Origin of the sequence: Gemmatimonas groenlandica (assembly GCF_013004105.1) — a bacterium.
Taxonomy (GTDB): domain Bacteria; phylum Gemmatimonadota; class Gemmatimonadetes; order Gemmatimonadales; family Gemmatimonadaceae; genus Gemmatimonas; species Gemmatimonas groenlandica.
The window spans coordinates 3,223,727-3,249,881 of the sequence record NZ_CP053085.1; the positions used below are offsets into that span (position 1 = coordinate 3,223,727).

General features: G+C 65.4%; 27 protein-coding genes and 1 pseudogene. 23 read left to right on the top strand and 5 right to left on the bottom strand.

Annotated features, from left to right (window positions below; genetic code table 11):
• Window positions 1-20 precede the first annotated feature (20 nt).
• Genes HKW67_RS13665 through HKW67_RS13705 form a run of 9 tightly spaced genes read left to right on the top strand, consistent with a single transcriptional unit; the run spans window position 21 to window position 6,343 of the window.
• A complete protein-coding gene (locus tag HKW67_RS13665) occupies window positions 21-725 on the top strand; it encodes a flagellar hook-basal body protein (RefSeq protein WP_171225906.1) in 705 nt (234 codons plus the stop codon).
• A 12-nt stretch (window positions 726-737) separates the two neighbouring features.
• On the top strand, window positions 738-1,526 hold the full coding sequence (gene flgG, locus HKW67_RS13670; RefSeq protein ID WP_171225907.1) for a flagellar basal-body rod protein FlgG: 789 nt from the start codon (window positions 738-740) through the stop codon (window positions 1,524-1,526).
• Window positions 1,527-1,534: 8 nt separating this feature from the next.
• A complete protein-coding gene (gene flgA / locus HKW67_RS13675) occupies window positions 1,535-1,996 on the top strand; it encodes a flagellar basal body P-ring formation chaperone FlgA (protein ID WP_171225908.1) in 462 nt (153 codons plus the stop codon).
• Between the two features lie 26 nt (window positions 1,997-2,022).
• Complete coding sequence (locus tag HKW67_RS13680; RefSeq protein WP_171225909.1) at window positions 2,023-2,667, top strand: flagellar basal body L-ring protein FlgH; 645 nt, start codon at window positions 2,023-2,025, stop codon at window positions 2,665-2,667.
• Window positions 2,664-3,737, top strand: a complete 1,074-nt coding sequence (locus HKW67_RS13685; protein ID WP_171225910.1) for a flagellar basal body P-ring protein FlgI — start codon at window positions 2,664-2,666, stop codon at window positions 3,735-3,737. The genes HKW67_RS13680 and HKW67_RS13685 overlap by 4 nt, the downstream gene beginning before the upstream one ends.
• Window positions 3,734-4,090 (top strand): rod-binding protein, encoded by a 357-nt coding sequence (locus HKW67_RS13690; RefSeq protein WP_171225911.1) that lies wholly within the window; start codon window positions 3,734-3,736, stop codon window positions 4,088-4,090. Before HKW67_RS13685 ends, HKW67_RS13690 begins: the two co-directional genes overlap by 4 nt.
• A gap of 8 nt (window positions 4,091-4,098) precedes the next feature.
• Window positions 4,099-4,635, top strand: coding sequence for a flagellar export chaperone FlgN (gene flgN / locus HKW67_RS13695; RefSeq protein WP_171225912.1), 537 nt, complete (start codon window positions 4,099-4,101; stop codon window positions 4,633-4,635).
• 1 nt (window position 4,636) lies between these two features.
• Entirely contained in the window at window positions 4,637-6,085 is a 1,449-nt protein-coding gene (flgK, locus tag HKW67_RS13700) for a flagellar hook-associated protein FlgK (RefSeq protein WP_171225913.1), read from the top strand.
• A gap of 6 nt (window positions 6,086-6,091) precedes the next feature.
• A complete protein-coding gene (locus tag HKW67_RS13705; protein ID WP_171225914.1) occupies window positions 6,092-6,343 on the top strand; it encodes a carbon storage regulator in 252 nt (83 codons plus the stop codon).
• 50 nt (window positions 6,344-6,393) lie between these two features.
• On the opposite strand, the gene HKW67_RS13710 is transcribed toward HKW67_RS13705, so the two are convergent.
• The gene (locus HKW67_RS13710; RefSeq protein ID WP_171225915.1) at window positions 6,394-7,047 is read right to left on the bottom strand and encodes a HAMP domain-containing histidine kinase; all 654 of its coding nucleotides are present in this window, start codon (window positions 7,045-7,047) and stop codon (window positions 6,394-6,396) included.
• A 36-nt stretch (window positions 7,048-7,083) separates the two neighbouring features.
• On the opposite strand from HKW67_RS13710, the gene motA reads away from it, so the two are divergent.
• Both motA and HKW67_RS13720 read left to right on the top strand, forming a co-directional pair.
• Entirely contained in the window at window positions 7,084-7,941 is an 858-nt protein-coding gene (gene motA, locus HKW67_RS13715; protein WP_171225916.1) for a flagellar motor stator protein MotA, read from the top strand.
• A 4-nt stretch (window positions 7,942-7,945) separates the two neighbouring features.
• On the top strand, window positions 7,946-8,809 hold the full coding sequence (locus tag HKW67_RS13720; RefSeq protein ID WP_171225917.1) for a flagellar motor protein MotB: 864 nt from the start codon (window positions 7,946-7,948) through the stop codon (window positions 8,807-8,809).
• Between the two features lie 104 nt (window positions 8,810-8,913).
• Here HKW67_RS13720 and HKW67_RS13725 read toward each other — a convergent pair whose 3' ends face one another.
• Entirely contained in the window at window positions 8,914-10,176 is a 1,263-nt protein-coding gene (locus HKW67_RS13725) for an EAL and HDOD domain-containing protein (RefSeq protein ID WP_171225918.1), read from the bottom strand.
• A 541-nt stretch (window positions 10,177-10,717) separates the two neighbouring features.
• Here HKW67_RS13725 and HKW67_RS13730 point away from each other — a divergent pair.
• The 6 genes from HKW67_RS13730 to HKW67_RS13755 all read left to right on the top strand — a co-directional run bounded on the left by HKW67_RS13730 (window position 10,718) and on the right by HKW67_RS13755 (window position 16,919).
• Complete coding sequence (locus HKW67_RS13730) at window positions 10,718-11,140, top strand: hypothetical protein (RefSeq protein ID WP_171225919.1); 423 nt, start codon at window positions 10,718-10,720, stop codon at window positions 11,138-11,140.
• A gap of 52 nt (window positions 11,141-11,192) precedes the next feature.
• Window positions 11,193-11,924, top strand: a complete 732-nt coding sequence (locus HKW67_RS13735) for an ABC transporter ATP-binding protein (protein ID WP_171225920.1) — start codon at window positions 11,193-11,195, stop codon at window positions 11,922-11,924.
• 2 nt (window positions 11,925-11,926) lie between these two features.
• The gene (locus HKW67_RS13740; protein ID WP_171225921.1) at window positions 11,927-13,681 is read left to right on the top strand and encodes a putative ABC exporter domain-containing protein; all 1,755 of its coding nucleotides are present in this window, start codon (window positions 11,927-11,929) and stop codon (window positions 13,679-13,681) included.
• 108 nt (window positions 13,682-13,789) lie between these two features.
• A complete protein-coding gene (locus HKW67_RS13745) occupies window positions 13,790-14,533 on the top strand; it encodes a hypothetical protein (RefSeq protein WP_171225922.1) in 744 nt (247 codons plus the stop codon).
• Between the two features lie 307 nt (window positions 14,534-14,840).
• Window positions 14,841-15,329, top strand: a complete 489-nt coding sequence (locus tag HKW67_RS13750; RefSeq protein WP_171225923.1) for a GlcG/HbpS family heme-binding protein — start codon at window positions 14,841-14,843, stop codon at window positions 15,327-15,329.
• A gap of 18 nt (window positions 15,330-15,347) precedes the next feature.
• A complete protein-coding gene (locus tag HKW67_RS13755; protein ID WP_171225924.1) occupies window positions 15,348-16,919 on the top strand; it encodes a sensor histidine kinase in 1,572 nt (523 codons plus the stop codon).
• Window positions 16,920-16,944: 25 nt separating this feature from the next.
• On the opposite strand, the gene HKW67_RS22320 is transcribed toward HKW67_RS13755, so the two are convergent.
• From HKW67_RS22320 to HKW67_RS13770, 3 genes and pseudogenes are all read right to left on the bottom strand, one after another.
• The gene (locus tag HKW67_RS22320) at window positions 16,945-17,154 is read right to left on the bottom strand and encodes a DUF1289 domain-containing protein (RefSeq protein ID WP_206044423.1); all 210 of its coding nucleotides are present in this window, start codon (window positions 17,152-17,154) and stop codon (window positions 16,945-16,947) included.
• Window positions 17,155-17,243: 89 nt separating this feature from the next.
• Window positions 17,244-17,588: pseudogene (locus tag HKW67_RS22675) on the bottom strand (FKBP-type peptidyl-prolyl cis-trans isomerase); the annotation flags it as partial.
• Window positions 17,589-17,774: 186 nt separating this feature from the next.
• The gene (locus HKW67_RS13770) at window positions 17,775-18,779 is read right to left on the bottom strand and encodes an aldo/keto reductase (protein ID WP_343212890.1); all 1,005 of its coding nucleotides are present in this window, start codon (window positions 18,777-18,779) and stop codon (window positions 17,775-17,777) included.
• Between the two features lie 91 nt (window positions 18,780-18,870).
• On the opposite strand from HKW67_RS13770, the gene HKW67_RS13775 reads away from it, so the two are divergent.
• The 6 genes from HKW67_RS13775 to paoC all read left to right on the top strand — a co-directional run bounded on the left by HKW67_RS13775 (window position 18,871) and on the right by paoC (window position 26,079).
• Entirely contained in the window at window positions 18,871-19,239 is a 369-nt protein-coding gene (locus HKW67_RS13775; protein WP_171225926.1) for a winged helix-turn-helix transcriptional regulator, read from the top strand.
• A 98-nt stretch (window positions 19,240-19,337) separates the two neighbouring features.
• Window positions 19,338-19,856 carry an RNA polymerase sigma factor gene (locus HKW67_RS13780; RefSeq protein WP_171225927.1) on the top strand — a complete coding sequence of 173 codons (519 nt, stop codon included), beginning with the start codon at window positions 19,338-19,340 and terminating at the stop codon, window positions 19,854-19,856.
• Window positions 19,853-22,090: a redoxin domain-containing protein gene (locus HKW67_RS13785; protein WP_171225928.1), complete on the top strand. Its 2,238-nt coding sequence runs from the start codon at window positions 19,853-19,855 to the stop codon at window positions 22,088-22,090. The genes HKW67_RS13780 and HKW67_RS13785 overlap by 4 nt, the downstream gene beginning before the upstream one ends.
• A 169-nt stretch (window positions 22,091-22,259) precedes the next feature.
• The gene (paoA, locus tag HKW67_RS13790; protein ID WP_171225929.1) at window positions 22,260-22,913 is read left to right on the top strand and encodes an aldehyde dehydrogenase iron-sulfur subunit PaoA; all 654 of its coding nucleotides are present in this window, start codon (window positions 22,260-22,262) and stop codon (window positions 22,911-22,913) included.
• Complete coding sequence (locus HKW67_RS13795) at window positions 22,910-23,869, top strand: FAD binding domain-containing protein (protein ID WP_171225930.1); 960 nt, start codon at window positions 22,910-22,912, stop codon at window positions 23,867-23,869. Before paoA ends, HKW67_RS13795 begins: the two co-directional genes overlap by 4 nt.
• Entirely contained in the window at window positions 23,866-26,079 is a 2,214-nt protein-coding gene (gene paoC / locus HKW67_RS13800; RefSeq protein ID WP_171225931.1) for an aldehyde oxidoreductase molybdenum-binding subunit PaoC, read from the top strand. Before HKW67_RS13795 ends, paoC begins: the two co-directional genes overlap by 4 nt.
• The last annotated feature ends 76 nt before the right edge of the window (window positions 26,080-26,155 follow it).

Consider the following 26,155-nt stretch of genomic DNA (forward strand, 5'->3'; position numbering starts at 1 on the left):
ACCCTTTCCAAACCACGACCATGCCCGGACCCGTTCGAACCAATGGGATGAGCAGTGCCGCCGCCGCCATGCAGATGCTGGAGCGGAAGCAGCAGGTGCTCGCCAACAACCTCGCCAACGCCTCCACCCGCGGATTCAAAGCGGAGACGGCGTTCGCACGGCTGATGGACAACCAGCTCGCCAAGACCGACACCGCCCTCGATCTCACCGCTGGATCGCTGACCGAGACCCACAACAGTCTCGATCTCGCCGTCGAAGGGGACGGGTTCTTCGTCACCAACACCCCCAACGGCGAGCGCTTCGTCCGCAACGGCAGCTTCCGGCTCGATCCGGAACGCCAACTCGTGGATGAACGCGGCAATGCCGTCCTTGGCGAAGACGGCCCGATCGTGCTCCCCGCGGGCACCGTCGAAGTCGGCAAGGATGGCACCGTCAAAGTGAACGGACGGGTGCTGCAGCGACTGCGGCTCGAGCGCGTGGATGAAGGCGCGCAGCTCCTGCATGAAGGCGGCACACAGTTCGTGCCCGATGCCTCGCGTAAGGCGATTCCGCCCGGCGAGCGCACCGTGCGCCAGGGATTCCTCGAGGAATCCAACGTCAACACGATGTCGGCGATGACCGACATGCTCGCCGTGCTGCACCGCTACGGTGCGGCCCAGAAGGCGCTTTCGACCATCGATGCCGCGCGCGGGACGTCCGTGAACGACCTCGCCAAGCCCGTTTAAGGAGAATAGGACATGGATCCGGCACTTCGCGCCGCCGCTACCGGCATGATGGCGCAGCAGACCCGCACCGAAGTCATCGCTAATAACCTCGCCAACGTGAACACGCCCGGCTTCAAGCGGAGCCGTGCGCACTTCGAGGACCTGCTGTATCAGACCGTGCAGGATCAGGCCATCCTCGGCGAGACCGCGACCAACACCACCGCCGCGATTCAGGTCGGTCGTGGTACGCGACTCTCCGGCGTGCAGCGCATGCACGAACAGGGGCCGCTCGAACAGACCAACCGCAATCTCGACGTCGCGATCGAAGGCGAAGGCTTCTTCCAGATTCAGCTGCCGAACGGCGAGACCGCCTACACGCGTGACGGCAGCTTCCAGATCTCCGATCAGGGACAGCTGGTCACCAGCGCGGGCTACGGATTGCAGCCGCCGATTCAAATCCCGATCGACTCGGCCGAGCTCACGATCTCGAACACCGGCATCGTCTCCGTACGTCGCGGCAACGACATCGAACCGACCGAACTCGGACGCATCGAGATCGCGCGTTTCGCCAATCCGTCGGGACTCATGTCGCTCGGACAGAACCTGCTCGCTCCGACGGCCGCCTCCGGCCAGCCGGTGGTCGGCTTCCCGAATGACGAAGGCATGGGGCGCCTGCAGCAGGGCAGCCTCGAAGGCAGCAACGTCGAAATCGTGACCGAGATGGTCGAGATGATCGCCGCCATGCGCGCCTATGAGATCAACTCGAAAGCCATCAAGACGGCCGACGAGATGGGTCAGATCGCCAACAACATCACCCGATAGTCCGCCTCATGAAACTCGTGTTCATGCGACTCCTGGTCTCGCTCTTCATGCTCGCCGGCGCGGTCTCCGTGCTCGGCGCGCAGGAACGCACGATCACGGTCTCGGTCGCCGCGCGTGCCCTCGCTCGCGGCGAGACGCTGCAGGCCGGCGACATCGCGACCATGGACACGACGATTGTCTGGCGCTGGAACTCGATTGCTCCGGATACCACGCGCGCGCTTCCCGGCTGGGTCACGCGCCGCAACATCGCCCTCGGCGAAGTGTTGCGCGCACCGGCCGTCATGCCGCCGCCCGTGATCACCAGCGGCACGCGCGTCACGGCGATCTGGCAGGATGGCCCGCTGCGCGTGGTCGTCACCGGCATCGCGACCAACACCGCCGCCATCGGAGCACCGGTCGGCGTTCGCATCGATCCCACACGCAGGCTCGACGGCATCGCTGCCGGGCCCAATACCGTTCGCCTCCGTTGAAGACCCATCAGGTGAGGACCGTCGCTATGAATCCCACGCGTCTGCTCGTCACGACGAGTGTCGCTGTTGCGCTCGCGCTCTCGGCGCATCCAGTACTGGCGCAGGCCGCCGGTGCGCAAGCCGCGCCGGCCACGGCCAGCACCGTTACCGTGCCGCCCGTCGCCCCGATCAAACCGCGCGAATCGTGGACCGCCGACCGCCGCAACTTCGCAGTCGGTGACATCATCACGATTCTCATCGACGACTACACGATCTCCACTGCGGTGAAAGAGAACTCGGCCTCCGACACGCGCACGCGCGGCTTGTCGGTGAACGCGAAGCTTCCCACCAGCTCCAAGCAGATCGGCATCGACTCGCGCAACAACGCCGATCAGCAGCAGCGTGGATCGGCGCGTCGCGAGAATCGCTTCCAGAACGAAATGAGTGTGCGCATCATCGCGGTGGGGCCGAACGGCTTGCTGCAACTGAAGGGCACGAAGAAGATCGACATCGACAAGGCGCTGCAGGACATCGTCTTCACCGGCTGGGTGCGCTCGCAGGACGTCTCCACGTCCAACGTGATCGAATCGAGCCGAGTGGCTGACGCGCAGTTGGGTTACGCCTCGCCGGGACCGCTGGGCAAGCCGAAGCAGGGCATGATCACGAAGGTTCTCGGAGCGTTCTGGCCATGACCGCGACTCAAGTGCGCCATCTCGGCGTGAAGATCGCTCGCACCATTCTCGTGACGGCCGGCTTGCTGCTGTTGCCGGTCATGGCCCGCGCGCAGAACGACATCAAGATCCGCGACCTCACGAGTGCCGAAGGCGCGCTGCCGGTACGCCTGGTGGGCTACGGACTCGCAATCGGACTCGACGGCACCGGTGACCGCGCGATCGGCGGGCAGACCGCCGGCCCGACGATTCAGAGCATCATCAACATTCTGCGTCGCTTCAACGTCGAAGTACCGGCCGATCTCATTCGCATGCGCAATGTGGCCGCCGTGCTCGTGACCGCTGAGGTGTCGCCGTATCTGCGCGCTGGTGGCCGCTTCGAAGTGAACGTCGCCTCCATGGGTGATGCGCGCTCGCTGCGTGGTGGCACGCTCTACATGACGCCGCTCGTGGCCGATGCCAGTGGCGCGCCACTCGCGTCGGCGCAGGGTTCGCTGCTGGTGAGTGATGGCGGTGCGGCCACGCGCTACATGCCGTCGCATGAAACGTCGGCGCGCATTCCGACGGGTGGCGTGCTCGAAGCCGATCTCCCGCGCCCGGCCATCGTCGCCACCTCGCGCTTGCTGCTGCGCGAACCGGATCTCGGCACCGCCACCCGCATCGCCATCGCCATCAACGCCACGTACGGCGAGAAGACCGCCACCGTGGAAGACGAAGGCTCGGTGATCGTGACGCTCCCCGACTCCGTACAGAAGCCCACGGCGTTGGCTCGCATTCGTGACCTCGCGGTGAAGCCCGAGTCGCGTCCTCGCATCATCATCGACGGCAAGGACGGCACCGTGGTGGCCGGCGGCGAGATGATCGTCGGTTCGGCGACCGTCAGTCACGGCGCCATCACGCTGGCCATCGGTACCGAAACCGCCAACGACACCACCGCGATTCCGGGCAGTGTCCGCCTGCCGGCTGGCATTCCCGTGCAACGCGTGGCGTCAGCACTCCACGCCGTCCGCACCCCGCCCAACGAGATCGCCGCCATCTTCGCAGCCCTTCGCGAAGTGGGCGCTATCACCGCAGAGGTCATCGTTCGATGATCGACCGCATCAATGCCGGCAGCATGAAGAGCGCGAGTGTGCCCCCGACTCCACTGTCCGCCAAGGACCAGCGGGACGCCACACTCATGAAGACCGCCAGTCAGCTCGAAGGCATGTTCGTCCAGCAACTTTACAAGGCGATGCGCGAGACCGTTCCACAGCAGGAAGGAATCGTTTCAGGAGGGGCCGGAGAAGACATCTTCACGGGACTCCTGGATCAGCACCTTGCTGCCGAGACTCCCAAGCAGTGGGAGCATGGGATCGCCCAGGCGCTCTACCGACAGCTGCGTCACGGCACCCCCGCTGACGCACCCCAGGACTCCGTGACCACTCCTGATTCAAACACCCGCTGATGTCGACGATGACACTCTTCCCACAAGAACCCGCACCCCGCCTCGGCGTACCGACTGGGGCACTGCTGGATGCGCTGCACGATGCGCTGATCAGCGAGCGTAAGCTGCTCGATGATCTCATCGGGCAGATGCGGCGCCAGCGCGCGTCGGTCGCGGCGGATGACATCGAAGGCGTGGATGAAAGCACCTTTGCCACGCACCGCATTCTCGCCACGCTCGGTCAGGCGCGTACGCGTCGCCGGCAGCTCAACATCCTGCTGGGCGGGTCCGAAGACTGCACGTTGCGCGAACTCGAAGACATGCTCGGCGACCAGGTCGACACGCGACTGCGCGATGCGCGGTTGCGTCTTACGCAGGCCGCCGATCTCCTCACTCGCGAAGTGGGCATGAACCGCAAGCTGCTTCGCGAAGCGCTGACCAATACTGACCAGCATGTGCGCACCCTCGTGGGCGCCCCTGCCCAGCCCACCACGTATGCCACCGAAGGGGTGGCCACGCCCAGCAGTGGCGCGCCTCGTGGTGTGCTCGTGAACCGGACCGCCTGACATGTCTTCCGGCCTGTTGAGCATCGCGCGCACCGCGCTTCTCACGCACCAATCCGCACTCCAGACGATCTCGCAGAACATCGCGAACGCGGAGACGCCGGGCTATTCGCGCCAGGAAGCGGTACTCGCTGCCAACGTGCCGGTTCGCATGTCGTACGGCAACGTCGGCACCGGTGTTCACGTCGAAACGATCATCCGCAAGCGCGATCTGCTGCTCGACGACAGCTACCGCTCGGCGAGCAATCTCGCCGGCAGCGCGGAGATGCGGCGCGACCTCATGGGCCAGGTCGAAAGCGTCTTCGGTGAGCCGAGCGACGCGGGCATGGCCAGTGCGCTCGACGCGTTCTGGGGCTCGTGGAGCGACCTCTCCGCCTCGCCGAGCAGTCTGTCGGCGCGGTCGGTGGTGCAGCAGCGTGGTCGCCAGGTGGCCCAGCTGTTCAACGAGTACGATACGCAGCTCACTCAGCAGCGCACGTCGACGCTGGAGCGGTTGCAGAATACCGTGAGCACGATCAACTCGATCGCCACGCAGGTGGCCGAGTTGAACACGCGCATCATCACGTCGGAAAGCAACGGCAACACGAACAACGATTTGCGCGACCTGCGCGACATGAAGCTCGACGAGCTCTCGAAGATCGCCGGCACGCGGGTCATTCCGCAGATCGACGGCGGTGTGTCGGTGCTCATCGGCAACTCCACGCTGGTGCAGGGTGATACGGCGCGTCCGCTCACCCTCAAGCTCGAGACGCCGAATCCGATGCCGGCCACGCCGCTCACCGACGTGAACGTGCGCATTCAGCTGGGCACGTCGCCCGACCGTCTCGCGCCATTGGCTGGCGAGCTCAAGTCGATGGTGGACGTGCTCAACATCGACATTCCCGATACCCGCAGCCGGCTCGATGCCATGGCCGCACAGTTCACGACGGCCGTGAACAACGTGCACACCACCGGCTACACGTTTACCGGTAACGCGGTCCCGGGCACGGCCGCCGGCAACTTCTTCGACGCGGGCTCGGTCGCCAACCCGGTCACGGCGGCGACGATCCGGGTCGACAGCGCCATTCTGAACGATCCGCTCAAGATCGCCGCCAGCGGCAACGCGAACGGCCCGACCGACAACAGCGTAGCGCAGGGGCTGGCCGGCCTGCGGATCGTCGACGACACCGTCAGCTGGACGTCGAGCAGCGGTGCCACCGAGTCTGGCTCATTCCTGAGCTTCTTCCGCAGCATGGTCACGCGCATCGGCATCGATTCGGCCGCCGCGACCGACAATGCCACCGTGTACCGCAGTCTGGCCGATCAGGCCGACGCCCGCCGCCAGTCGGTCAGTGGCGTCAGTACCGACGAGGAACTGGTGAACATGATGCGCGTGCAGCAGTCTTATCAGGCGGCCACGAAGATGATCAAAGTGGCCGATGATATGATGCAAACGCTTCTCTCACTGGTCTGATACGCGATGCTCATCCTCGGACGTCGCGAAGGCGACTCGATCATCATTGACGGCGGGATTCGGATCGTCGTCGTGTCCTGTGACCGCGGCGGCGTCCGAATCGGCATCGACGCGCCCAGCCACGTCAAGATTCTGCGCGGCGAGATCGCCGATCAGGTCAAGTCGGAAAACGAGCGTGCCGCCGCCCCGGTGGGTACGGAATGGCTGGCCGCTCTTGGCGCGCCGACGAGTAAGCCGGCACCCGAGCCGGACGCCTGATGTCCGCCGGCGCGTTGGCGGGCGCGTTTGCGGGAGCGTTTGCCAGCCCGTTAGCGGGCGCGGCGCGAGGCCTGCAAGGTGGGCAACTCGATGAGGCAGCCGTAGGGATAGGCGTGACCGCGTCCGTTGCTCCGCGCCAGCAGCCAGCTGATCGCACCGGCATCGAGAGAGAGGGCATCGACGTCGCCCTCACCGGTGCTGCCGTCGGTGGACACCTCGATTCGCACGGCATCACCCTCGGTGGAGAGCGCCACGCGCACGTCGGCCCGGGTCGCGCCGTTCTGGCCAACTCCCACCCGAGCCGCGGCCACCAGCGCCACGCACAGCGCGTGCTGCAGCGACGCCGGATCGGCTCGCACCGGCTGCACGTCGTCAGCGACCACGACGGTACAGCGCACCTCCCGGTACTCCGGATGGTGCTCGAACAGGGCCAGAGCAGCGCGCACACTGTCGCCGGGCATCAGGGGTTCGAGATCGGCGTCCTCACGTCGCGTCAGCTGGCGCAATTGCTCCAGCAATCCGTCCAAACGGTCGGCATCGGTGCGCAGTCCGGTGAGCATGCGTTCGTCGGGAATACGCGACGAATCGAAGAGCGCGGCGATGGCCGCGACCGTCGCCACGCGATTGCTGAACGCATGTGCCAACCCGCGAAGCAAATCGTCATGTACCGAGAGCCAGCGCGCCGCACCGGCGTCGCTGCTCACGTCTGATCTTTCCACTCGCACTCCAGGATCTGCCGCGTGTTTGTCATCATAGGCCTGGTCATCGTGATGGGCTCCGTCATCGGTGGCTATGTGATGCACCATGGCGAGCTCGCCGTGCTCATCCAGCCCAACGAGTTTCTCATTCTCGGTGGTGCGGGACTTGGCTCCATGATCGTGGCCAATCCGCCCGCGGTCCTGAAGGGTGTGGTCTCGCAGGCGCTCGGTCTGCTCAAGCCGAACCCGTTCGGCGCGACGGCCTATGCCGAACTACTGCAGGTACTCTACGAGATCTTCCAGAAGGCCCGCAAGGATGGACTGGTCGGTCTCGAGTCGCACATCGAAACTCCCGAGTCCAGCGACATCTTCCAGAAGTACCCGTCGTTCATGGGGAACCACCACGCAGTGTCGCTGTTGTGCGATACGCTCAAGGTGCTCCTCACCGGCACCGTAGAAGATCATAACCTGGCCGAAATCCTCGACGTCGACCTCGAGAAGCATCATCACGAGGCGATGCTGGTTCCCAGCGCCGTGACCGCCGTCGGCGACGCCATGCCGGGCTTCGGAATCGTGGCCGCCGTGCTCGGCGTCATCATCACGATGGGCTCGATCGGTGGCGCTGCCTCCGAAATCGGCGAGAAGGTCGCCGCTGCGCTCGTCGGAACGTTCCTCGGCATTTTGCTCGCCTACGGCGTGTTCGGCCCGATCGCCAAGGCGATGGAGAACCGCATCGCCGCCGAGCATGATTACATGCTCTGCGTGCGCACCGCGCTGCTGTCGTTCGCGCGTGGCGATGCCCCGATGACCGCCGTGGAGTTCGCCCGCCGCAACGTCGAACCGCACGAGCGCCCGAGCTTCACCGAGCTCGAAGAGCTGACGCGCAAGAAGGCCGCGTAATACCATGGCTCCGCGCGGTGGCAAGAAGATCATCATCGTCAAGAAGAAGGTCGCCGGACACGGCGGCCATCACGGCGGCTCATGGAAGGTGGCGTACGCCGACTTCGTGACCGCCATGATGGCATTCTTCATGGTGATGTGGATTCTTGGCATGGACGACAAGACGAAGCAGGCCATCGAGGGCTACTTCGCCAATCCGGTCGGTTACAAGAAGGGCTACGGCGCCGGTTCGAGTCCGCTCTCCACCGGCACCGCGCCGACCAACGTCCAGAAGACGCCGTTGCGGATGATCGTGCGCAGCACCGAGCAGCGCACCTTCGAGCAGCTCAAGAACGCGATTCTCGAAAAGGTCGCCGCCAACGATTCGCTGAAGTCGCTCAAAGCCTTGGTGGATGTGCAAGTCACCAACGATGGCCTGCGCATCGAGCTCGTGGAAACGGGTTCCGGCGACGTGTATTTCCCGACCGGCTCGGCCAAGATGAAGTCGCCGACGATGCTCGCGCTGCAGCTGATCGGCACGGAGCTCGCTACGCTGCATCACCCGGTGATTCTCGAAGGCCATACCGACGCCGCGCAATTCAGCGCTGCCGGTGGCGCCTACGGTAATTGGGAACTCTCCGCCGATCGCGCCAACGCGGCGCGTCGCGTGCTCGAGGGCGTGGGACTGGGCGACGGCCGCATCGTGGAAGTGCGCGGCTACGCCGCCACCAAGCCGCGCATCCTGGACGATCCGCTGTCGGCTGCCAATCGGCGCATCTCGATCCTGCTGCCATTCAGCGTGACGCCGGATGGTGCGGCCGATGCGGCGAGTATGGCGCAGTACAAGACGGATTCGATGCACGCGAGTCTCGCCAAGCGAGTCCCGTAGGACTCATGACTCCGAACTTTGGACTCAACACTCACCACTCACGTGAGTCTTGAGTTGTGAGTCGAAGTTGGGAGTTGTGAGTACTCCCCACTCCCCACTCCCTCCTAGCCCGTTATCCGCAACCGCTCCGTCGCCCACAGCGCCGCATCCGCGTACAGCCCCGCGAGCTCGGCGCGCAGCGCGATCGCCACGTTGTCGTCGGCGTCGACCTCGGCCCACTCACCGCGCTCGTACGCATCGGCCAAGCGCAGCACCGGCGCATGCGGTCCGGTCCCCAAGAGCAGCGCGTCGCGCACATCGGCGCTCACCGGTAGCCGCTCCAGCACGGATTCCATCGGCAAGCCGAGCAGCGCGTCCATGCGCGAGAGCAGTCCGACCAGGAAGCGCGCGGAGGGATCGCCGGACAGACCGTGCGCGGTCACGGTTTCGCAGAAGCGGCCGCGCACGAGCGCGTTCACCACGGCCTCGTGGGCCACGGGACTCTGGGCGCCGACGGTGGCGATCAGCATGATCAGCATCCAGCGCGACAACGCTTCCCGGCCGATCAGACGGATCGCATAGGAAATCGAGTCGACCGAACGGGCGCCGAATGAGGCCGAGTTCACGATGCGCAGCAGGGAGAGCGAGAGCGACGGATGGCTGCGGAACGCTTCCTCGAGCGCCGAGTCCGTGACATCGGGCTCGTTGAGGAGGGCCATGATGTTGAACACCGTGGCGTGCTGCACGTTGACCGCACGTCCGTCCAACGTTTCGGGTCGGCTGAACACGTAGCCCTGAAAAAGCACGCACCCGAGCGTCTCACAAACGTGCAGCATCTCGGCCGTTTCCACCCGCTCGGCGAGCACGGTGAGCCCAAGCCCCTTCAGGCGTGTCACGGCCGGTGCAAGTTCGTCGGCGGTTTTCCCGAGCACGTCCAGCTTCACGATACTGGCAAACGGCAGTAGCGGGTCGAGCGACGGGCGCGAGTCGTAGTCGTCGAGCGCCAGACGATACCCTTCGGCCACGGCGCGCTCGCAGGCATCGACTACCGCGGGGTCGCCGTCGATCGTTTCGAGCAGTTCCAGCACCACCGCCGTCGGGTCGAAGATCTTATAGAGCTCGCCCAGCAGGTGTTCACGGGTAATGTTCACGAACGCCGTGGTGCCTGCGGTCAGCCGGTCGAGGCCGATCGATAGCAGGGCGTGCAAGGCCGTATCACCGCACATGTGCGATTCCGACAGGCCGATGGCCTGCGTGGCATCCCGGTGCGCCCGATACAACAGCTCGTACGCCACCCGTCGTCGATTGGTATCGAAGATCGGCTGGCGCGCAATGAACACGTGTTGCGCCGTTGGTGGCGGCGTCACGTCGACTTCGGTGTAACTCATACGGGACCCGGGTTCGTCATCTTACCATCGACTATCGTCGTCACCATGCGGCAACTTCAATCCGAACGGCCAACAGGGATGAAGCGTTTCGACGTGCGGCACATTATCGCACTCTGTCTGCCTTTATCAATGTTCGTGATGGCCGGATGTCGCGATCGTAATGCGCAGACGTCGGCCGTCGACTCGCTGCTGGCCCGCGATCTCACGCTGGCCGCCGGCGACGCGCCCATCCGGCCCCTTCCCGCCCAGATCGGCGACACAGCTCTTGCTACCCCAAGTGCTCCCGCTCGGGCCACGCCTCGCCCCGCCGCACCCGTTACCCAGGCCGTTCGCCCCTCTTCGCCCCCTTCGCGCGCTTCGCGTCAAGCCGTAGAGCCCGCCCCCCCCACCGGCTCCCGTCGCCGAGGCACCAGCCGCAGCACCAGCCGCTACGCCAACAACAACCCCCGGACCGACCCGCGGCCTCTCCTCCGGCACCTCGCTGTCCGGAAGAACGAACGCCGCCATCTGTTCGCTGGCCAACCGTCCCGGCGACCGCATTGTGGCTGAGCTCGCCGAACCGGTGAACGGACCCGACGGTGCCACGCTGCCGGTGGGCACGCCGATCCTCGTCGAGATGGCGCCCCCGACCTCCGACGGCGGGTTCGTGTTTCGCGTGCGCAGCGTGCAGGTAAACGGCGAACTCGTGCCCGTGCAGGGCACCGTGCGCGTGGGTGACAACGTGGCCATCACCGAGCGCCAGGTCTCGAAAGGCGGCGACAAGGGCAAAGTCATCACCGGCGCGATCATCGGCGCGATCGCCGGACGCGTGCTTGGCGGCGGCACCCGTGGTACTGTCATCGGAGCCGCCGGCGGTGCCGCGGCGGGAACCATCGCCGCCGCCCGCAATTCACAGACGGAGCGCTGTCTTCCCGCTGGCGCGTCTCTCACCGTCACGCTCTCCGCCCCACTCGTTTTTCCGTAGAAGTCTCAAGAGTACGCCGTACTCCTTACCCCGTACTCCTTACTGTCTGTTCATGATTGACGTCATCGAGTACACCAAGTTGTACGGCGATACCGTGGCCGTGCAGTCGCTGTCATTCCGCGTGGCCCCGGGCGATGTGCTCGGTCTGGTCGGCCCCAACGGCGCCGGCAAGACCACCACGCTGCGCGCGCTCGCCGGCATTCTGCAGCCCACGTCGGGGAGTATCCGCATCGCCGACATCGATCTGCAAACCGATCCGGTGGCGGCCAAGTCGCGGCTCGCGTTCATCCCCGATGAACCGCAGCTGTTCGACTATCTCACCGTCACCGAGCATCTGCAGTTCGTCGCGCGCCTGTATGGCGTGCGCGACGCGGCGCCACGCATTCCCGTGTTGCTCGAAGAACTCGAGCTCACGGCGAAGAAGGATGCGCTCCCCACCGAGCTCTCGCGCGGCATGAAGCAGAAGCTGGCCATTGCCTGCGGCCTGCTGCATCAGCCGTCGGCGTTGTTACTCGACGAGCCGCTCACCGGGCTCGATCCAGTCGGCATCCGTCGCATGAAAGAGACGATCGCCGCGCGGGCGCGCGAGGGGGCGGCCGTCATTCTCAGTTCGCACCTCCTGCATCTCGTGGAAGAGCTGTGCACGCGCCTGCTGGTGATTCGCAAAGGACAGGCGGTCGCGTTGGGCACCATCGCCGAAATCGTGGAATCGCGTCCGGATCTGGCTGGTCGGTCACTCGAGGAGATGTTCATCAGCCTCACCGGCGACGACACCGTCTCGTGAGTATGACGCCCACGGTTGTGCAACAGCCGGCGCCGGCGCCGGCCATGCTGTTCCTGTATCAGCGCACCGTCGCGAATCGACTGCGCCAGCAGATGGCACGGGCCAAGAGTCCGCGCTATCTCGCGGCCGTCGTGATGGGCATGCTGTACATCTGGTGGGCGCTGTTCCGCAATTCACGGTTGGGCGGCGGACCACTCGCCAAGCTGGTGGAAACCGACGTGGCCGTGCCGATCGCCAGCGCGCTCCTGTTGTTGTCGGCCGCGCGCTGGTGGGTGTTCGGTGGTGAACGCAGCGCCCTCGCCTTCACGCCGGCCGAAGTGCAGTTCCTCTTTCCCGCGCCCGTGAGCCGACGACAGCTCGTGCATGCGAAGCTCGTGCGCATGCAGCTCGCGATTCTGCTCAACACGGTCATTTTCAGCGTGTTGCTGCGCGGCAGTGGCGGCAGTGTGGAAGGATGGCAACGCGGACTCTCGCTGTGGATGCTCTTCTCCTCACTCGCCCTCCATCGCCTGGGCGCATCGATCGTGCACGCCAACGCCATGGAGCACGTGGGCAAAGCACGTCGTCGGCTCATTCTGCCGCTCATCGTCTTCGGCGCAGTATTGGTGGCCGTGATCTACGGCATCGTGACGGCGTGGCCGCTGCTTAAAGTGGCGAGCCTGTCGGGCACCAAGGCCGTGTTGCTCGTCGTCACCGATGCGCTCCGCACACCCGCTCCCTCGGCCGCGCTCTGGCCGGTGCGCGCCGTGCTCGAACCCGTCTTTCTTGGCAGTGGAGCCAAGTGGCTCGCCGCCATGCCGTTCGCCGCGGCGATACTCCTGCTGCACTACTTCTGGGTCGTTCGGCTCGACAAGGCGTTCGAAGAAGCCGCACTCGAAGCCACGCAACATCGCGCCGAACGCCTGCAGCGCTTCCGTTCGTCGCAGATGGGCAACTCGCGCTCGCGGAAGGGCAAGCTGGCCAAGGTGCCGTCGTTGGCGCTCACCGGTCGTCCGGAAATGGCGATCGCGTGGAAGAACGTGGTGGCCGCGATGCGCGGCGGCGCGTGGCGCACGCAGCTGCTCACGTTCACCGTCGGTCTGGCGGTACTCGCCGCGGTCACACGCTCGGCTTCCGACCGTGCCGGCGATGTCTTCATGGGTGTCACCTTCGGTTGGGGCGCGATGCTGCTGTTCATCGGCCCGCTCTGGATGCGCTTCGACCTGCGGCTCGACTTGCCGCGCCTGGCGATGCTGAAAACGATGCCGCTGCCCGGATGGCGTATCGTGGCGGCGGAGATCGCCGCCGTGACCGCGCTGCATTCGATCACGGTGTGGTCACTGATGGTCGTACCGCTGGTGATGTTCCTGCAGGAGCCCGCTATGCTGGCCGAAAGCGGCGCCACCATTCCCATCATCGTGTCGGTGATCGTGGGCGTGCCGATCTTCAACGCGCTCATGTTCACGATCCAGAACGGCACCGCGCTGCTCTTTCCCGCGTGGGTGCGACTGGGCACCGAGGCCCGCGGGTTCGAAACGATGGGGCAGAACCTGCTCACCACCGGCGCCACCACGCTGGTAGCCGCGATCGCCCTCGTATTCCCGGTCGGACTGGGCGGCCTGATCCTGTGGTTCACCAACGACTGGGGTGGCTGGTCGGTGCTGGTCGCCACCCTGCTGGCCTGTGCCGTGGTGGTGGCCGAGCTCTGGCCGATCCTGTTCTGGCTGGGCGGCGTATTCGAGAAGATCGATGTGAGCGAAGTCGCCGCCACGACCTGATCGCCGCCCTCACTCCGCCATCGCCCTTCCCGTGCGATGGTTTGGTGCCTAACCTGCCATGCCGGGGTATCACCCCGATGCAGGATTCACGAACCGTGTAGATGAGCCATGCCGGCTGACGAATTCAAAGCGCCCGACGACGAAACACCCGACGAGACGCCGGACGACGACGACACGCCTGACTCCTCCGACGACGACGAAGGGGCCGAGGGCGATGACGACGAAGACGACGACAGCGACTACGGCATCACCGACAGCATCGGCACGGGTGATGTCGATGGTGAGGCGAAGCCTGCCGTTTTCGTAACCACGCGCGAGCCGATCGCGCTGGTCGTGTCTCGCCTGGACGACCCGCGCGCGCCGGAATCATCGGCGCTGGCCGCTTACATCGACGGCCGCATGGTGGCCCGCAGTGCCATGCCGCCGGAAGCCATCGAGCGGCTCGTCGATCTCAAGCTGTTCGAAGAGCCGGTCGCCCTTGGCCTGTTCGCCTACGAAGAGGCGCCGGGTCTGCAGTGCCGCCTGTTCGCGTTGGTTCCGCGCACCTCACTCGAGGCCGACGCCCACTCGTCGGAACCGTGGAAGGCGAGCGTGCCGAGCTACGAATCGATGCGCGACGCGGAAGACGAGATGGATGACGACATGGACGATGACGACGATGAAGATGGCGACGACGAATCGCCGTTCGAGACGATCCTCCTCGGCCACATCGTGCGCTTCGCCAAGGACCGCAAGTATCCGGACAACCTGGCCGAAGAAGCGGTCGACATTCTGACGCGCATCATTCACGGGGCGGAGCCGCTGGAAGACGCCGACCGGAAGGCGATCGACGACTTGCTGGGATCGCTTTAGGAGTCAGTAAACAGCTGGTTCACGCGAAGATCGCGAAGGGCCGCGAAGAGACGCGAAGAACTGCAATGAGGTTTCTTGAATGCCCCTCCGTCGGATCGCCTCGACGGTGGGGCATTTTTTTGTCTGAACAGCGCAACAGCGTTGCTCGCTTTCCTTCGCGTGGCTTCGCGGCCCTTCGCGAGCTTCGCGTGAACGAGCTGTTACCGAGCCCATCCAATCACCCAATGCTGGCGCAACGCCACGAATCCAGCTTAATGTTGCCAAAGGACTGCCCCCAAAGCACCCTCACACCAGCTCCCACCAAGCCATGCGCCTCACTCGCCTCTTCGCTGCCGCCGTCACCGTCGTCACGCTGGCCGTGGCCACGCCCCGAGTCTCAGCGGCGCAGCTGGCCGACACCAAGATGCTCACCGCCGATGCGGTCAAGAGCCTGCTGGCGAGCGCCGAAGCCACCGCGAAGCAGAACAAGTGGAACGTCTCGATTGCGGTGACCGATGCCGCCGGCGACCTGCTCGGCTTCCTCAAGCTCGACAACGCCAGCACCGGCACCGTGCAGATCGCACAAGGGAAAGCCCGCACGGCTGCCCGCTTCGGCCGGCCCACGAAAGTGTACGCCGACCGGATTTTGGCCGACACGCTTACGTTTCTTTCTGTGGACGGGCTCGTCGCGTTACAGGGCGGCTTGCCCATTCTCGTCGGCGGCAAGGTGATCGGCGCCGTCGGCGTGAGCGGAGCCACCAGCGCGCAGGACGAACAAGTGGCCGCGACCGCGATTGCGGCAGTCATCAAATTGTGAGCACGTTGTGCATGCCCGTTGGCCCTCATTAGCGGCTCCCAACTGAATACCCTGACGTCCGACGGTATCGACACGCCCGACCTGCCGCATGCGCTCGCGGCACTTCGCGACAGCAACGCGCGCTATCGGGTGCTGGCCGACACCATGTTGCATGGTGTCGTTCATCAGACCGCGGACGGGCGGATCATCGCGATGAATCCGGCCGCCGAGCGCATCCTCGGAAAGTCACGCGCTGAGATGCTCGGCAGCACCTCGGAGCATGCCGAGCAGCACACGGTGCGCGAAGACGGCTCCGTTTTCCCGGCGGCAGAGCATCCCTCGATGATCACGCTGGCCACTGGCGTCGCTACCCGGGGCGTGATCATGGGTGTGTACAATCCGCGCGAACGACAGCGTCGCTGGATCTGTATCGACGCCGTGCCACTCATGCATGCTGATGCGCCGAAGCCGGTGGAGGTCTACACCGTCTTCGAAGACATCACGGAGCGACGCGCCACGGAGCTCGCGCTGAAAGCACGCGACGCACACTTCCGCCTACTCGTCGAGCACATGCCCGACTTGTATCTGCGGACCAACGTACACACCGGGCACTACGAGTACGTGAGTCCGGCCAGCATGAGAATGTTTGGCGTTTCGGCCGAGCAAATGATGGAGAAGGACTTCGGACGTTTGCTCGAGATGGTGTACGAAGACGACCGGACCGTCGTCATGGCCGCCTTCGAGCAGCTCGCGCGCGATGGTCGCGCCGAGTCGGAGTTTCGCACCGTCTCGAGTTCGGGCGAGCTGCGCTGGTTCTGGTCGATCATGACCATCGTGCCCGACGAGCAGGGATCGCCGATGTATCGCGATACGTTCGTCCGTGAGATCACCGATCGGAAGCGCGCCGAATTGGAGCTCAGTGGCGCGGTGGAGCAGAAGAACCGCTTCATCGCCACCCTCGCCCACGAGCTGCGCAATCCACTCGCGCCGCTCGGCAACGTGGTCGCGCTGCTGCAGGATCCGATCGCCCCCGCCCGATTGCACTGGTGTCGCGACATCATCGAGCGTCAAGTCATGCAGATGGGGCGCCTGCTCGACGATCTGCTCGACTTATCACGCATCACGCACGGCAAGATCACGCTGCAGCGAGAGCAGGTCACGCTCACGGCGATGCTCGAGCGTGGGATTGAAATGGCCCGCCCTGCCATCGAGGCCCGACGTCACGAACTCGTGGTCGATGTACCAAGTGAACGCATGCATGTGTATGGCGACATCGTGCGGCTGGCGCAGGTCTGCTGCAACCTGCTCACGAATGCCGCGAAGTACACTGACGCTGGCGGTCTCGTCACATTGCGAATTCGGCGCGACGGACTGCACGCCGTGATCGAGATTGAAGACACCGGTGTCGGCATCGCCGAGGCAGACCTCGAGCGCGTGTTCGGCATGTTCAGCCAAGTCGACACCACCCGCACGCGCTCCGGCGACGGACTCGGCATCGGTCTCGCACTGGTGAAAGGCATCGTGGAGTTGCACGGCGGCCAGGTCGAAGCGCGCAGCGCCGGACTCGGGCACGGCAGCACCTTCAGCGTACGGCTGCCGCTGGCGATGTAGTGGCGATTCGCCGATGCGCGCTCGACTAGCGCTTCTCGTCGTGTCCGCGAAAACCGATCCGCTGATTCACCGCACGTCGTTCATCGAGCGTCATCCGCGACCAGTTGCCGATTTCGACGATCGTGCGACGACAGCCTCGACATTCCGCGCCCATGTCCAGCACGCACACCTTGAGACATGGCGACGTGGCCGGGTAGGCCGACAGCGCCGCTGACGAATTCGCTGTGTCGCTCACGGTGCGGTCTTCACGGCGCTCCACGCCGGACACGACGGTGCCTGCCCCGCCGGCCGCGGCGCCCCGTCAGCGCGCGGAACGGTATCTGCCACCTGCATCAGTTCGACGTCGAAGATCAGCGTCGCCCGCTCGGGGATCACCGGCGGCCGCCCCTTCTCGCCGTACGCCAACTGCCACGGAATGATGAGCCGGCGCGACCCGCCCACGTTCATGCCCTGGAAGCCGAGATCCCATCCCGCAATCACGCGACGGAATCCCTGCGGAAAGCTGATCGGATCCTTCACCCGTCCCGCATTGGTCGTGTCACGCGACGAATCGAACTTCTTGCCGTCGGTCGTCCACCCCGTGTAGTGCACATACACACAGCGCCCCGCCGAAAGCGGCGTACCCGCGCCAACCGAAAGGTCGATCGCCCTGAGGGAGAACAGTGCCATCTCCCTCCCCTCCACCGCCGGAATCGGCGGCGCATACCGAGGCGCCCCAGCACACCCCACGATCATCGTCGCCATCGCAACGCCAAGCAGTCGTGAACTCATATCCTGAACACTACCTCCTCCCCCACTGCTTTTCACCCACTACCCAAAACCCAAAACCCCAAGCCCCCAGCCCAAAGCCCAAAGCTACCGCTCACTATCCAGCATCCCCATCGCATGCGCGTCATACCGCGCCCCCGTAATCTCCCCCGCAATCTCCTCCAACCTCCTCCCTTCCTCCTCCCTCAGCCCACAGCCCAAAGCCGAAAGCGCCTCCTCCAGCTGCACCACCGTCCGCGCCCCCATCACCGGCACAATGTCCTGTCCCTGCGCCAGCACCCACGCAATCGCCAGTTGCGACGGCGACACTCCTCTCGCCTCCGCCACCGCGCGCATCCGTTCCACCAGCGCCCGATTGCGCTCTCCAGCTTCCCCCGCAAACCGCGGCAACCGCGCACGGAAATCCGACGCGCCGGTCGTCGCCGAGCCGCTGAGCAGTCCGCGCGACAGCACGCCATACGCCGTCACCGCGATCCCCAACTCGCGCAGCACCGGCAGAATCTTCGCTTCGAGGCCGCGCGTGATCAGCGAGTATTCGATCTGCACGTCCACGATCGGGTGCACCGCGTGCGCGCGGCGAATGGTGTCGACGCCCATTTCGCTCAAGCCGATGTGGCGCACGTAGCCTGCCTTCACCAAGTCGGCGATCGCCCCGATCGTGTCTTCGATCGGCACCTGCGGATCGAGTCGCGCCGGGCGGTAGATGTCGACATGGTCCACGCCGAGTCGCGTGAGCGTATGGGCCAGCGCGTTCTTCACCGCCATCGGGCGGTTATCCATCCCGAGCCAGCTGCCGTCGGGCCCGCGCAGCGCCCCGAACTTCACCGAGATCAGCGCGCCGTGCCGGCGCCCGTCGAGCGCACGCTTGACCAGCAACTCGTTGCGCCCCATGCCGTAGAAGTCACCGGTGTCGAGCACCGTAACCCCGCGCTCCAGGGCTTCGTGAATGGTGCGGATGCTTTCTGCGTCATCGCTGGCGCCGTACATCCCCGACATGCCCATGCACCCGAGGGCGATCGGAAACACCTGAGGTCCAGTGGCGCCGAGCTGGCGGAGGGCGCCGCCCGTGGTCGAGGTGGCGATGTCGTTCATGGCAGAACTGCTGGCAGTGTGTGTCATGTCCGAACAGTACCGTTACAGTATCCATTGGCAACAAGGCGCCTGAAAGTGCTATACTTACCCAATGGATACTATCGACAGCCTGGCGGTTGCCACCGACAACGCCGAACTCGTGCGGGAGTTGCTGGCCCGCGTCGCCGACAAGTGGACGCTGCTCGTGATCGAAGCGCTGGAGCACGGCGATCCCGTGCGCTTCTCGCGGTTGCAGGAGTCGGTGGGTGGCGTGAGTCAGAAGATGCTCACCAAAACGCTGCGCCAACTCGAGCGAGACGGCCTGGTCACACGACGGGTGCATCCCGTGATCCCGCCGCACGTGGACTATCAGCTCACCGAGCTGGGCCGGTCACTGGGCGAAGCGGTGTGCGGCATCTGGATCTGGGTGGAAGCCAACGCTGCCGCAGTCGACAAAGCGCGACGGGCGTTCGTGGGGTAGTCGCGGCAGGGATCTGACCTGCCTGTAACGTTCGACCCGCCCACGGCATTCATGAGAAAATCCCCTCCATCATGACTGCCCCTATCGCCTCCCGCCGAGTGACTGACCAACCGACGCACCTGATCGATCAGGTGCGGGCCGGTGATCCGCACGCGCTCGGCCAACTCTACGACGAGTTCGCACCGCGCCTGCTGCGCGTGGCCCAGCAGCTGCTGGGTTCACGCGAAGACGCCGAAGACGCCGTGCACGACATGTTCGTGGGGCTACCCGAAGCGCTGCGGCGCTACGAAGAACGCGGTGCACTACGGGCGTGGCTGACCACCCGCACGGTGCGCGTGGCGCTCATGCGACTCCGTAGCGTGAAGCGACGTCGCGAGGACGCGCTCACGGACACCGAGCACGCTTCGCGGCACAACGCGGGCGACCTCGCCGACGCCAGCGAACTCGAACGCGCCATCGCCATGCTCCCCGACACGCTGCGCGCCGTGTTCGTGTTGCGACAGGTCGAAGGCTTCACCCACCCCGAGATCGCCACGCTACTCGGCATCTCCGAAGGCAACTCGCGTGTGCGCCACACCCGCGCCCTCGAACAGCTTCGCGCCAGGATCACCCGATGACTACGCCTTCGAATCTGCACGTTGCGCATCCCTCGATGGCGACGTGGCAGGACTACCTGAGCGCACCCGTTGCCCAACGTGATCGTGCACTGACCGATCATCGGCAGCGGTGCGCCGAGTGTAAGCATACGGTGCAATTCCTGACGACGCTCGACGAGCGCGCGCGGCGACTGCCGCTCGAGGCCGCACCAACGGCGCTGCGCGCACGCATACTGGCGTCGCGCGCGGCGGGCGTTCGTGTGCTGGTGCCAGAGCATGTGGATGCATTTGGCGATGACGATGTATCCAGCGACGTGCCGACCGTTGCGGCACAGGTGACCCGACGGTCGCGCTGGCGCATTCCCACCACCATCGCCGCCGGCGTTGCCGCGTGGTCAGCCATCGCGTTGTTCCGCGGCACACCGGTGGTCGAAGCGGGCATGATCTCCGGCACGATGACGTTGTCCACCACGCTCCCGAAGGCAGGCGAGGTGGTGACGGTGCGCTACAACGCCGGCGCGTTGTTAGGACGACCGGCCGAACTGCGATTGCGCGCGCGCATCCGCACCGTGCACGGCGAGAGCTACAATGTGAGCGTGCCGGTGGTGGAGATCGCCACGTTGCACCGCACCACCGGCAAGGAATACGTGGGTCGCTTCACGCTGCCCGACTCGGTGGTCTTTGCGGCGCTTGCCGTAGAAGACACGGCCGCGCTGGCGGTCGATGATTTGGGTGGTCGCGCCTGGGAGGTGATGCGCGCCGGGGCCAACGGTGCGCCATTGCTGTCGGCGCTGGACCAGCGCAATCACGATCTCATGGGACGCGGCTGGGAAGAAGGACTCGCCACCACGCGGCGCATGATGCAGCTGTATCCCGACTCCATCGGGGCATGGACGTGGCTGCAAAGCTTCGAGTCATGGATGTCGCTCGAAACCGACAGCACACGGGCGGCGCACAAGCGTGCCTCGGCCAGGTTCGATGCGCGCCATCGCGCGATGCGGGATATCTCGCCAGCGTTGATCGGCACCACCTTTTGGTACACACGGCGCACCGACAGCGTGGCCAACGCCTATTGGCACGAGCGACTGCTGCGTGAAGCACCGACCCAGTCGTTTGCGGCACAGGATCGCATGCTCACGATTGCGGCGCGCGAACTACCTACGCGTCGCGACACCACCACCGCGCTCGCCGGTCTCGAAGCGTTGTGGCCCGATGTACCCGCCGATCGCGCACCGCAGATCGTGTCGGCCGCGCTGCGCCTGTTGCCGCCAGCCACCGCCAACGCCGACGACCTGCTGCGGTGGAGCGACCGACTTGTTGCGGCCGATTCATCGCCGGCCACCGCGCGCTACGTCGCGGTGCGACTGCTTGCCGCTCCTGCATGGCGCGACGAAGGCAAGCGCCGCTTGCGCGCGGAGATTACGCGACTCGCTAGCGCCCGTGCGCAGCTGCGTGCGCTCGACGAATCGCGCACCGAGCAGGTGGAGCGACTGGCCCGCTCGCAGCGACTGGCACTGGCGCAACTCGGTCGTGCCTTGGCCGACGACGGCGCGCATCGCGCCGCGCTCGACACGCTGGCGCTGGCAACGGCGGCCGGCTGGGATCTGTCGGTGTTCAACACCGTGCGCGAGACCAGTCTGAAAGTCGGCGACAGTACGACCGCGCGTATCATGGCTGCACGCGTGTCGGTCGACCCGAGCACCGCACCATCGCGGCGCGCGGCCTTGCAGTCAGCGGGCGTGACACAGATCGGCGCTGCGGCATGGGCCGAGCTCGTGCGCAGTGCCCAGCGTGACCTGTCCACGCGTGTGATGGCCGGTGCCAAACGTCGCGTACTGCCTGATGTCACGCTGCGTGCGCTCGACGGCAGCAGCGCGACCCTGCGTTCGCTCTTGGCACCGCAGGTGACCGTCGTCGTGTTCTGGAGTACCGACTGTGGCCCCGCAGTGGATGCGCTGGGCGAGATTCAACGCACCGCAACCGCATTGGCCAAGCGTGGCATTCGCGCGATGACGGTGGTCGAACAGGCGCAGTCCACGCCGGCGCTGCAAAGCGTGCTGCGCACGAAATCCTTCACGTTGCCGGTGTATCTCGATGTTGGCGGCAGCGCCGGCAAGGCGTTCAACAACTGGGGCACACCGCAGGCGTATCTGCTCGACGCCAAGGGAAATGTGATGTTCAGTGCGACATCGGATTTCGAGAGCGTCGCGTTGCGGGCGGAGGCTATGGTGCTGGCGGCGGAGGCCGGGCGGTGAGCGCCTGCTGAGTTTGTCGGGACGGCCCTCGGTTTTCAGGTGTAAGCGAACCGAACGGGTGCCCCTCGTGGCGCGATCATTGCTCCCGCAGTGATGCAGTAATGCGCCTGCCGACTCGTCGTGTCGACATGCGCCCGTCACGGAACGCCGCGCCCCGGGAGCACGCGACATGTCACCACACGACGAGTACGATCTCAGCCGCCGACATTTTCTGGTGGTTGGTGCCAGCGCAGCAGCGGCATCGCAGCTCATGCCGTATGCGACCGCAGAGGCCGCAACGAATGCGCCGGCAGCAGCGCCAATGGCGAACGCGCTGATGAATGTGTCGTTTAAAGTGAATGGCCAAACGCACCAGCTCGCACTCGATACGCGCACGACATTGCTCGATGCGCTCCGTGAGCAGCTGAAGCTCACGGGCACCAAGAAAGGGTGCGACCATGGCCAGTGCGGAGCCTGCACCGTGATCGTGAACGGCGCGCGCATCAACTCGTGCCTCACGTTGGCCGTCATGCATGAGCGGGACACGATCACCACCATCGAAGGCCTCGGCACGCCCGACGCCATGCACCCGATGCAGTCGGCGTTCGTCAAGCACGATGGCTATCAATGCGGATACTGCACACCGGGGCAGATCTGCTCAGCCGTTGCCGTACTCGACGAAATCAAGCAAGGCATTCCGAGCCATGTCACGGCGAATCTCATGGTCAAGCCCGCCGTCACGGCCGCTGAGCTGCGCGAACGCATGAGCGGCAACATCTGTCGCTGCGCCGCCTACTCCAACATCGTCGACGCGATCAGCGACGTGGCAGGGGCCACCACATGAAGCCCTTCACCTATGAGCGCGCGCTGACACCCGCCGCTGCCGCGGCCGCTGCGGCACAGAACCCCAAAGCCAAGTTCATCGCCGGCGGCACTAATCTGCTCGATCTCATGAAGCACGAGATCGAGACACCGGCGCACTTGATCGATGTGAATGGCATCGGTCTCGATACCATCGAACCCACCGCCAGCGGCGGGCTGCGCATCGGCGCACTGGTACGCAATACCGCCTTGGCCGCCAACGAGCTCGTGCGGCGCGATTACAGCCTGCTGTCGCGTGCGCTGTTAGCCGGCGCTTCGGGACAGCTACGCAACAAGGCGACGACAGCCGGCAATCTGCTGCAACGCACGCGCTGCTCGTACTTCTATGACACGAACCAGCCCTGCAACAAGCGGCAGCCGGGCACTGGATGCAGCGCCATCGGCGGCTACAGCCGGCTGCTCGGCGTCGTTGGCGTGAGCCGCGCCTGTATCGCCACGCATCCGAGTGATATGGCGATCGCACTGCGCGCACTCGACGCCACCGTCGATACCGTGCTACCGAGCGGACGCACCCGTCAACTGCCGATCGCCGACTTCCACACGCCGCCGGGCAGCACGCCCAACATCGAGACGGTGCTGCAACCGGGCGAGTTCATCACCAGCGTCACGCTCCCCAAGCCCGTCGGCGGCGCCCACGTGTACCTGAAAGTGCGCGACCGTGCCTCGTATGCCTTCGCGCTGATATCCGTTGGCGTGATCCTGCAACCCGACGGCACCGGCCGCGTGACTGTTGGCGGCGTAGCACCCAAGCCGTGGCGCATGGGCAGTGCGGACGCGGCGCTGCCGAGTGGTGCGAAAGCGGCCACGAAGAAGCTGCTCGCCAGCGCCACCCCCACCAAGGAGAACGCCTTCAAGCTCAAGCTGGTCGAGCGCGCGCTGGGGGCGGCCATCGCGCAAGCCAAGGGAGCACGCGCATGAAGCACGACAAGCCCGCGACCACCAATCCGATCGATCAGCTCAAGGTGGTCGGCAAGGCGACCGAGCGTATTGATGGCAAGTTGAAGACGACCGGCACGGCACCGTATGCCTACGAACGACATGACGCCGCGCCCAACGCCGCGTACGGCGTGATGGTGGGTGCGTCGATCGCGAAAGGCAAGATCTCCTCAATCGATGCGATCGCCGCGAAGGCTTCACCAGGTGTGATCGCGATTGTCACCGCGTTGGATGCGGGACCGCTTGGCCTCGCCAAGCGCAACACCGCCAAGCTGCTGGCTGGTCCGGACGTGCAGCACTATCACCAGGCCGTGGCGCTGGTCGTCGCGGAAACCTTCGAGCAGGCGACCGCCGCGGCCCAGCTCGTACGTGTGCAATACCTGAAGGCGTTGGGTTCGTTCGACCTCGCCGCGGCCAAAGCCACCGCCATCAAGCCCCCACCCAGCAACGGCGCGGCGCCCGATACCGCAGTCGGCAACTTTGCCGCTGCGTTCGCGGGCGCCGCGGTAAAGCTGGATGCCACCTACACCACACCGGATCACGCGCACGCGATGATGGAGCCCCACGCTACCATCGCCTCCTGGAGTGGTGAGAAGCTCACGGTGTGGACCTCCAATCAGATGGTCGACTGGGCGGTGACCGACTTGGCGGAGACGCTGAAGATCCCGAAGGCGAACGTGCGGGTCGTGTCGCCGTACATCGGCGGTGGCTTCGGCGGCAAACTCTTCCTGCGCGCCGACGCGCTCCTCGCCGCACTCGGCGCGCGCGCCGCCGGCAGAGCCGTGAAGGTCACGTTGCCACGGCCGTTGATGTTTAATAACACCGTGCACCGCCCCGCCACGATTCAGCGTATTCGCCTTGGCGCCTCGCGTAGCGGCGTGATCAGCGCCATCGGCCACGAAAGCTGGTCGGGCGACTTGAAGGGCGGCGGGTCCGACGCCTCGGTCAGTCAGACGCGACTGCTCTACAGCGGCGCCCATCGCATGACGGCCACCCGTCTCGCCGTGCTCGACCTCACGGAGTCGAACGCCATGCGTGCGCCGGGCGAAGCAACCGGACTCATGGCGCTCGAGATTGCCATCGACGAGCTGGCCGAGAAGCTGAAGATGGATCCCATCGAACTGCGCGTACGCAACGACACGCAGGTCGATCCAGAAAAGCCCTCACGTCCGTTCTCCCAGCGTTCGTTGATCGAGTGCCTACGCACCGGGGCCGAACAGTTCGGCTGGAGCAAGCGCAACGCGCAGCCCGGCTCCACGCGCGACGGTCGCTGGCTGGTGGGAATGGGCGTGGCCGCCGCGATACGAGGCAATCCGGTCATGAAGTCGGCGGCGCGCGTACGACTCGACAAGGCGGGTGTGATTACGGTCGAGACAGACATGACCGACATCGGCACCGGTAGCTACACGATCATCGCACAAACCGCCGCCGAAACGATGGGTGTGTCGCTCGACAACGTCGTTGTGAAGCTGGGCGACTCTACGTTCCCCGTGTCTTCCGGCTCGGGTGGGCAGTGGGGCGGCAACAGCTCGACGTCGGGCGTATACGCCGCGTGCATGAAGCTGCGCGAAGCCATCGTGCAGAAGCTTGGGTTCGGCGCCGACGCCGTGTTCGCGAACGGCGAGGTGCAGTCGGGCACGAAGCGCACATCGCTGGCGAGTGTTGCCGGCGACAGCGGCATGGTCGCCGAAGACTTCATCGAGTTCGGCGATCTCGACAAGACGTACGAGCAGTCGACGTTCGGCGCGCACTTCGTCGAGGTCGGCGTCGATGCCGCCACGGGCGAGATACGCGTGCGGCGGATGCTGGCGGTCTGTTCGTGTGGACGCATCCTCAATCCGAAAACGGCGCGCAGCCAGGTAATCGGCGGCATGACGATGGGCGTCGGTGCGGCGTTGATGGAAGAGATGGTGGTCGATACGCGTCGCGGCTTTTTCGTGAATCACGACCTCGCCGGATACGAAGTACCCGTGCACGCCGACATCCCGCATCAGGACGTGATCTTCCTGCAGCAAACCGACCCGGTGTCGTCGCCCATGAAGGCCAAAGGTGTCGGTGAGCTCGGCATTTGCGGCGTGGCGGCGGCGGTGGCGAATGCCGTGTACAACGCCACCGGCGTGCGGGTGCGTGACTATCCGATAACACTCGACAAGTTGCTCAGCGGTTTGCCGGACAACATCTCAGCGGAATAGGAAGGGGCGCGATTCTTGAATGATCGAGACGCACGCGAACGTGATGCGGCTAGCCGCGCCCCTCCTACGCTGGAGT

Coding starts and splice junctions, on each gene's coding strand:
- HKW67_RS13665 (WP_171225906.1), top strand. CDS start 21: ATGCCCGGACCCGTTCGAACCAATGGGATGAGCAGTGCCGCCGCCGCC.
- flgG (WP_171225907.1), top strand. CDS start 738: ATGGATCCGGCACTTCGCGCCGCCGCTACCGGCATGATGGCGCAGCAG.
- flgA (WP_171225908.1), top strand. CDS start 1,535: ATGAAACTCGTGTTCATGCGACTCCTGGTCTCGCTCTTCATGCTCGCC.
- HKW67_RS13680 (WP_171225909.1), top strand. CDS start 2,023: ATGAATCCCACGCGTCTGCTCGTCACGACGAGTGTCGCTGTTGCGCTC.
- HKW67_RS13685 (WP_171225910.1), top strand. CDS start 2,664: ATGACCGCGACTCAAGTGCGCCATCTCGGCGTGAAGATCGCTCGCACC.
- HKW67_RS13690 (WP_171225911.1), top strand. CDS start 3,734: ATGATCGACCGCATCAATGCCGGCAGCATGAAGAGCGCGAGTGTGCCC.
- flgN (WP_171225912.1), top strand. CDS start 4,099: ATGACACTCTTCCCACAAGAACCCGCACCCCGCCTCGGCGTACCGACT.
- flgK (WP_171225913.1), top strand. CDS start 4,637: ATGTCTTCCGGCCTGTTGAGCATCGCGCGCACCGCGCTTCTCACGCAC.
- HKW67_RS13705 (WP_171225914.1), top strand. CDS start 6,092: ATGCTCATCCTCGGACGTCGCGAAGGCGACTCGATCATCATTGACGGC.
- HKW67_RS13720 (WP_171225917.1), top strand. CDS start 7,946: ATGGCTCCGCGCGGTGGCAAGAAGATCATCATCGTCAAGAAGAAGGTC.
- HKW67_RS13725 (WP_171225918.1), bottom strand. CDS start 10,176: ATGAGTTACACCGAAGTCGACGTGACGCCGCCACCAACGGCGCAACAC.
- HKW67_RS13735 (WP_171225920.1), top strand. CDS start 11,193: ATGATTGACGTCATCGAGTACACCAAGTTGTACGGCGATACCGTGGCC.
- HKW67_RS13740 (WP_171225921.1), top strand. CDS start 11,927: ATGACGCCCACGGTTGTGCAACAGCCGGCGCCGGCGCCGGCCATGCTG.
- HKW67_RS13745 (WP_171225922.1), top strand. CDS start 13,790: ATGCCGGCTGACGAATTCAAAGCGCCCGACGACGAAACACCCGACGAG.
- HKW67_RS13750 (WP_171225923.1), top strand. CDS start 14,841: ATGCGCCTCACTCGCCTCTTCGCTGCCGCCGTCACCGTCGTCACGCTG.
- HKW67_RS13770 (WP_343212890.1), bottom strand. CDS start 18,779: ATGAACGACATCGCCACCTCGACCACGGGCGGCGCCCTCCGCCAGCTC.
- HKW67_RS13775 (WP_171225926.1), top strand. CDS start 18,871: ATGGATACTATCGACAGCCTGGCGGTTGCCACCGACAACGCCGAACTC.
- HKW67_RS13785 (WP_171225928.1), top strand. CDS start 19,853: ATGACTACGCCTTCGAATCTGCACGTTGCGCATCCCTCGATGGCGACG.
- paoA (WP_171225929.1), top strand. CDS start 22,260: ATGTCACCACACGACGAGTACGATCTCAGCCGCCGACATTTTCTGGTG.
- HKW67_RS13795 (WP_171225930.1), top strand. CDS start 22,910: ATGAAGCCCTTCACCTATGAGCGCGCGCTGACACCCGCCGCTGCCGCG.
- paoC (WP_171225931.1), top strand. CDS start 23,866: ATGAAGCACGACAAGCCCGCGACCACCAATCCGATCGATCAGCTCAAG.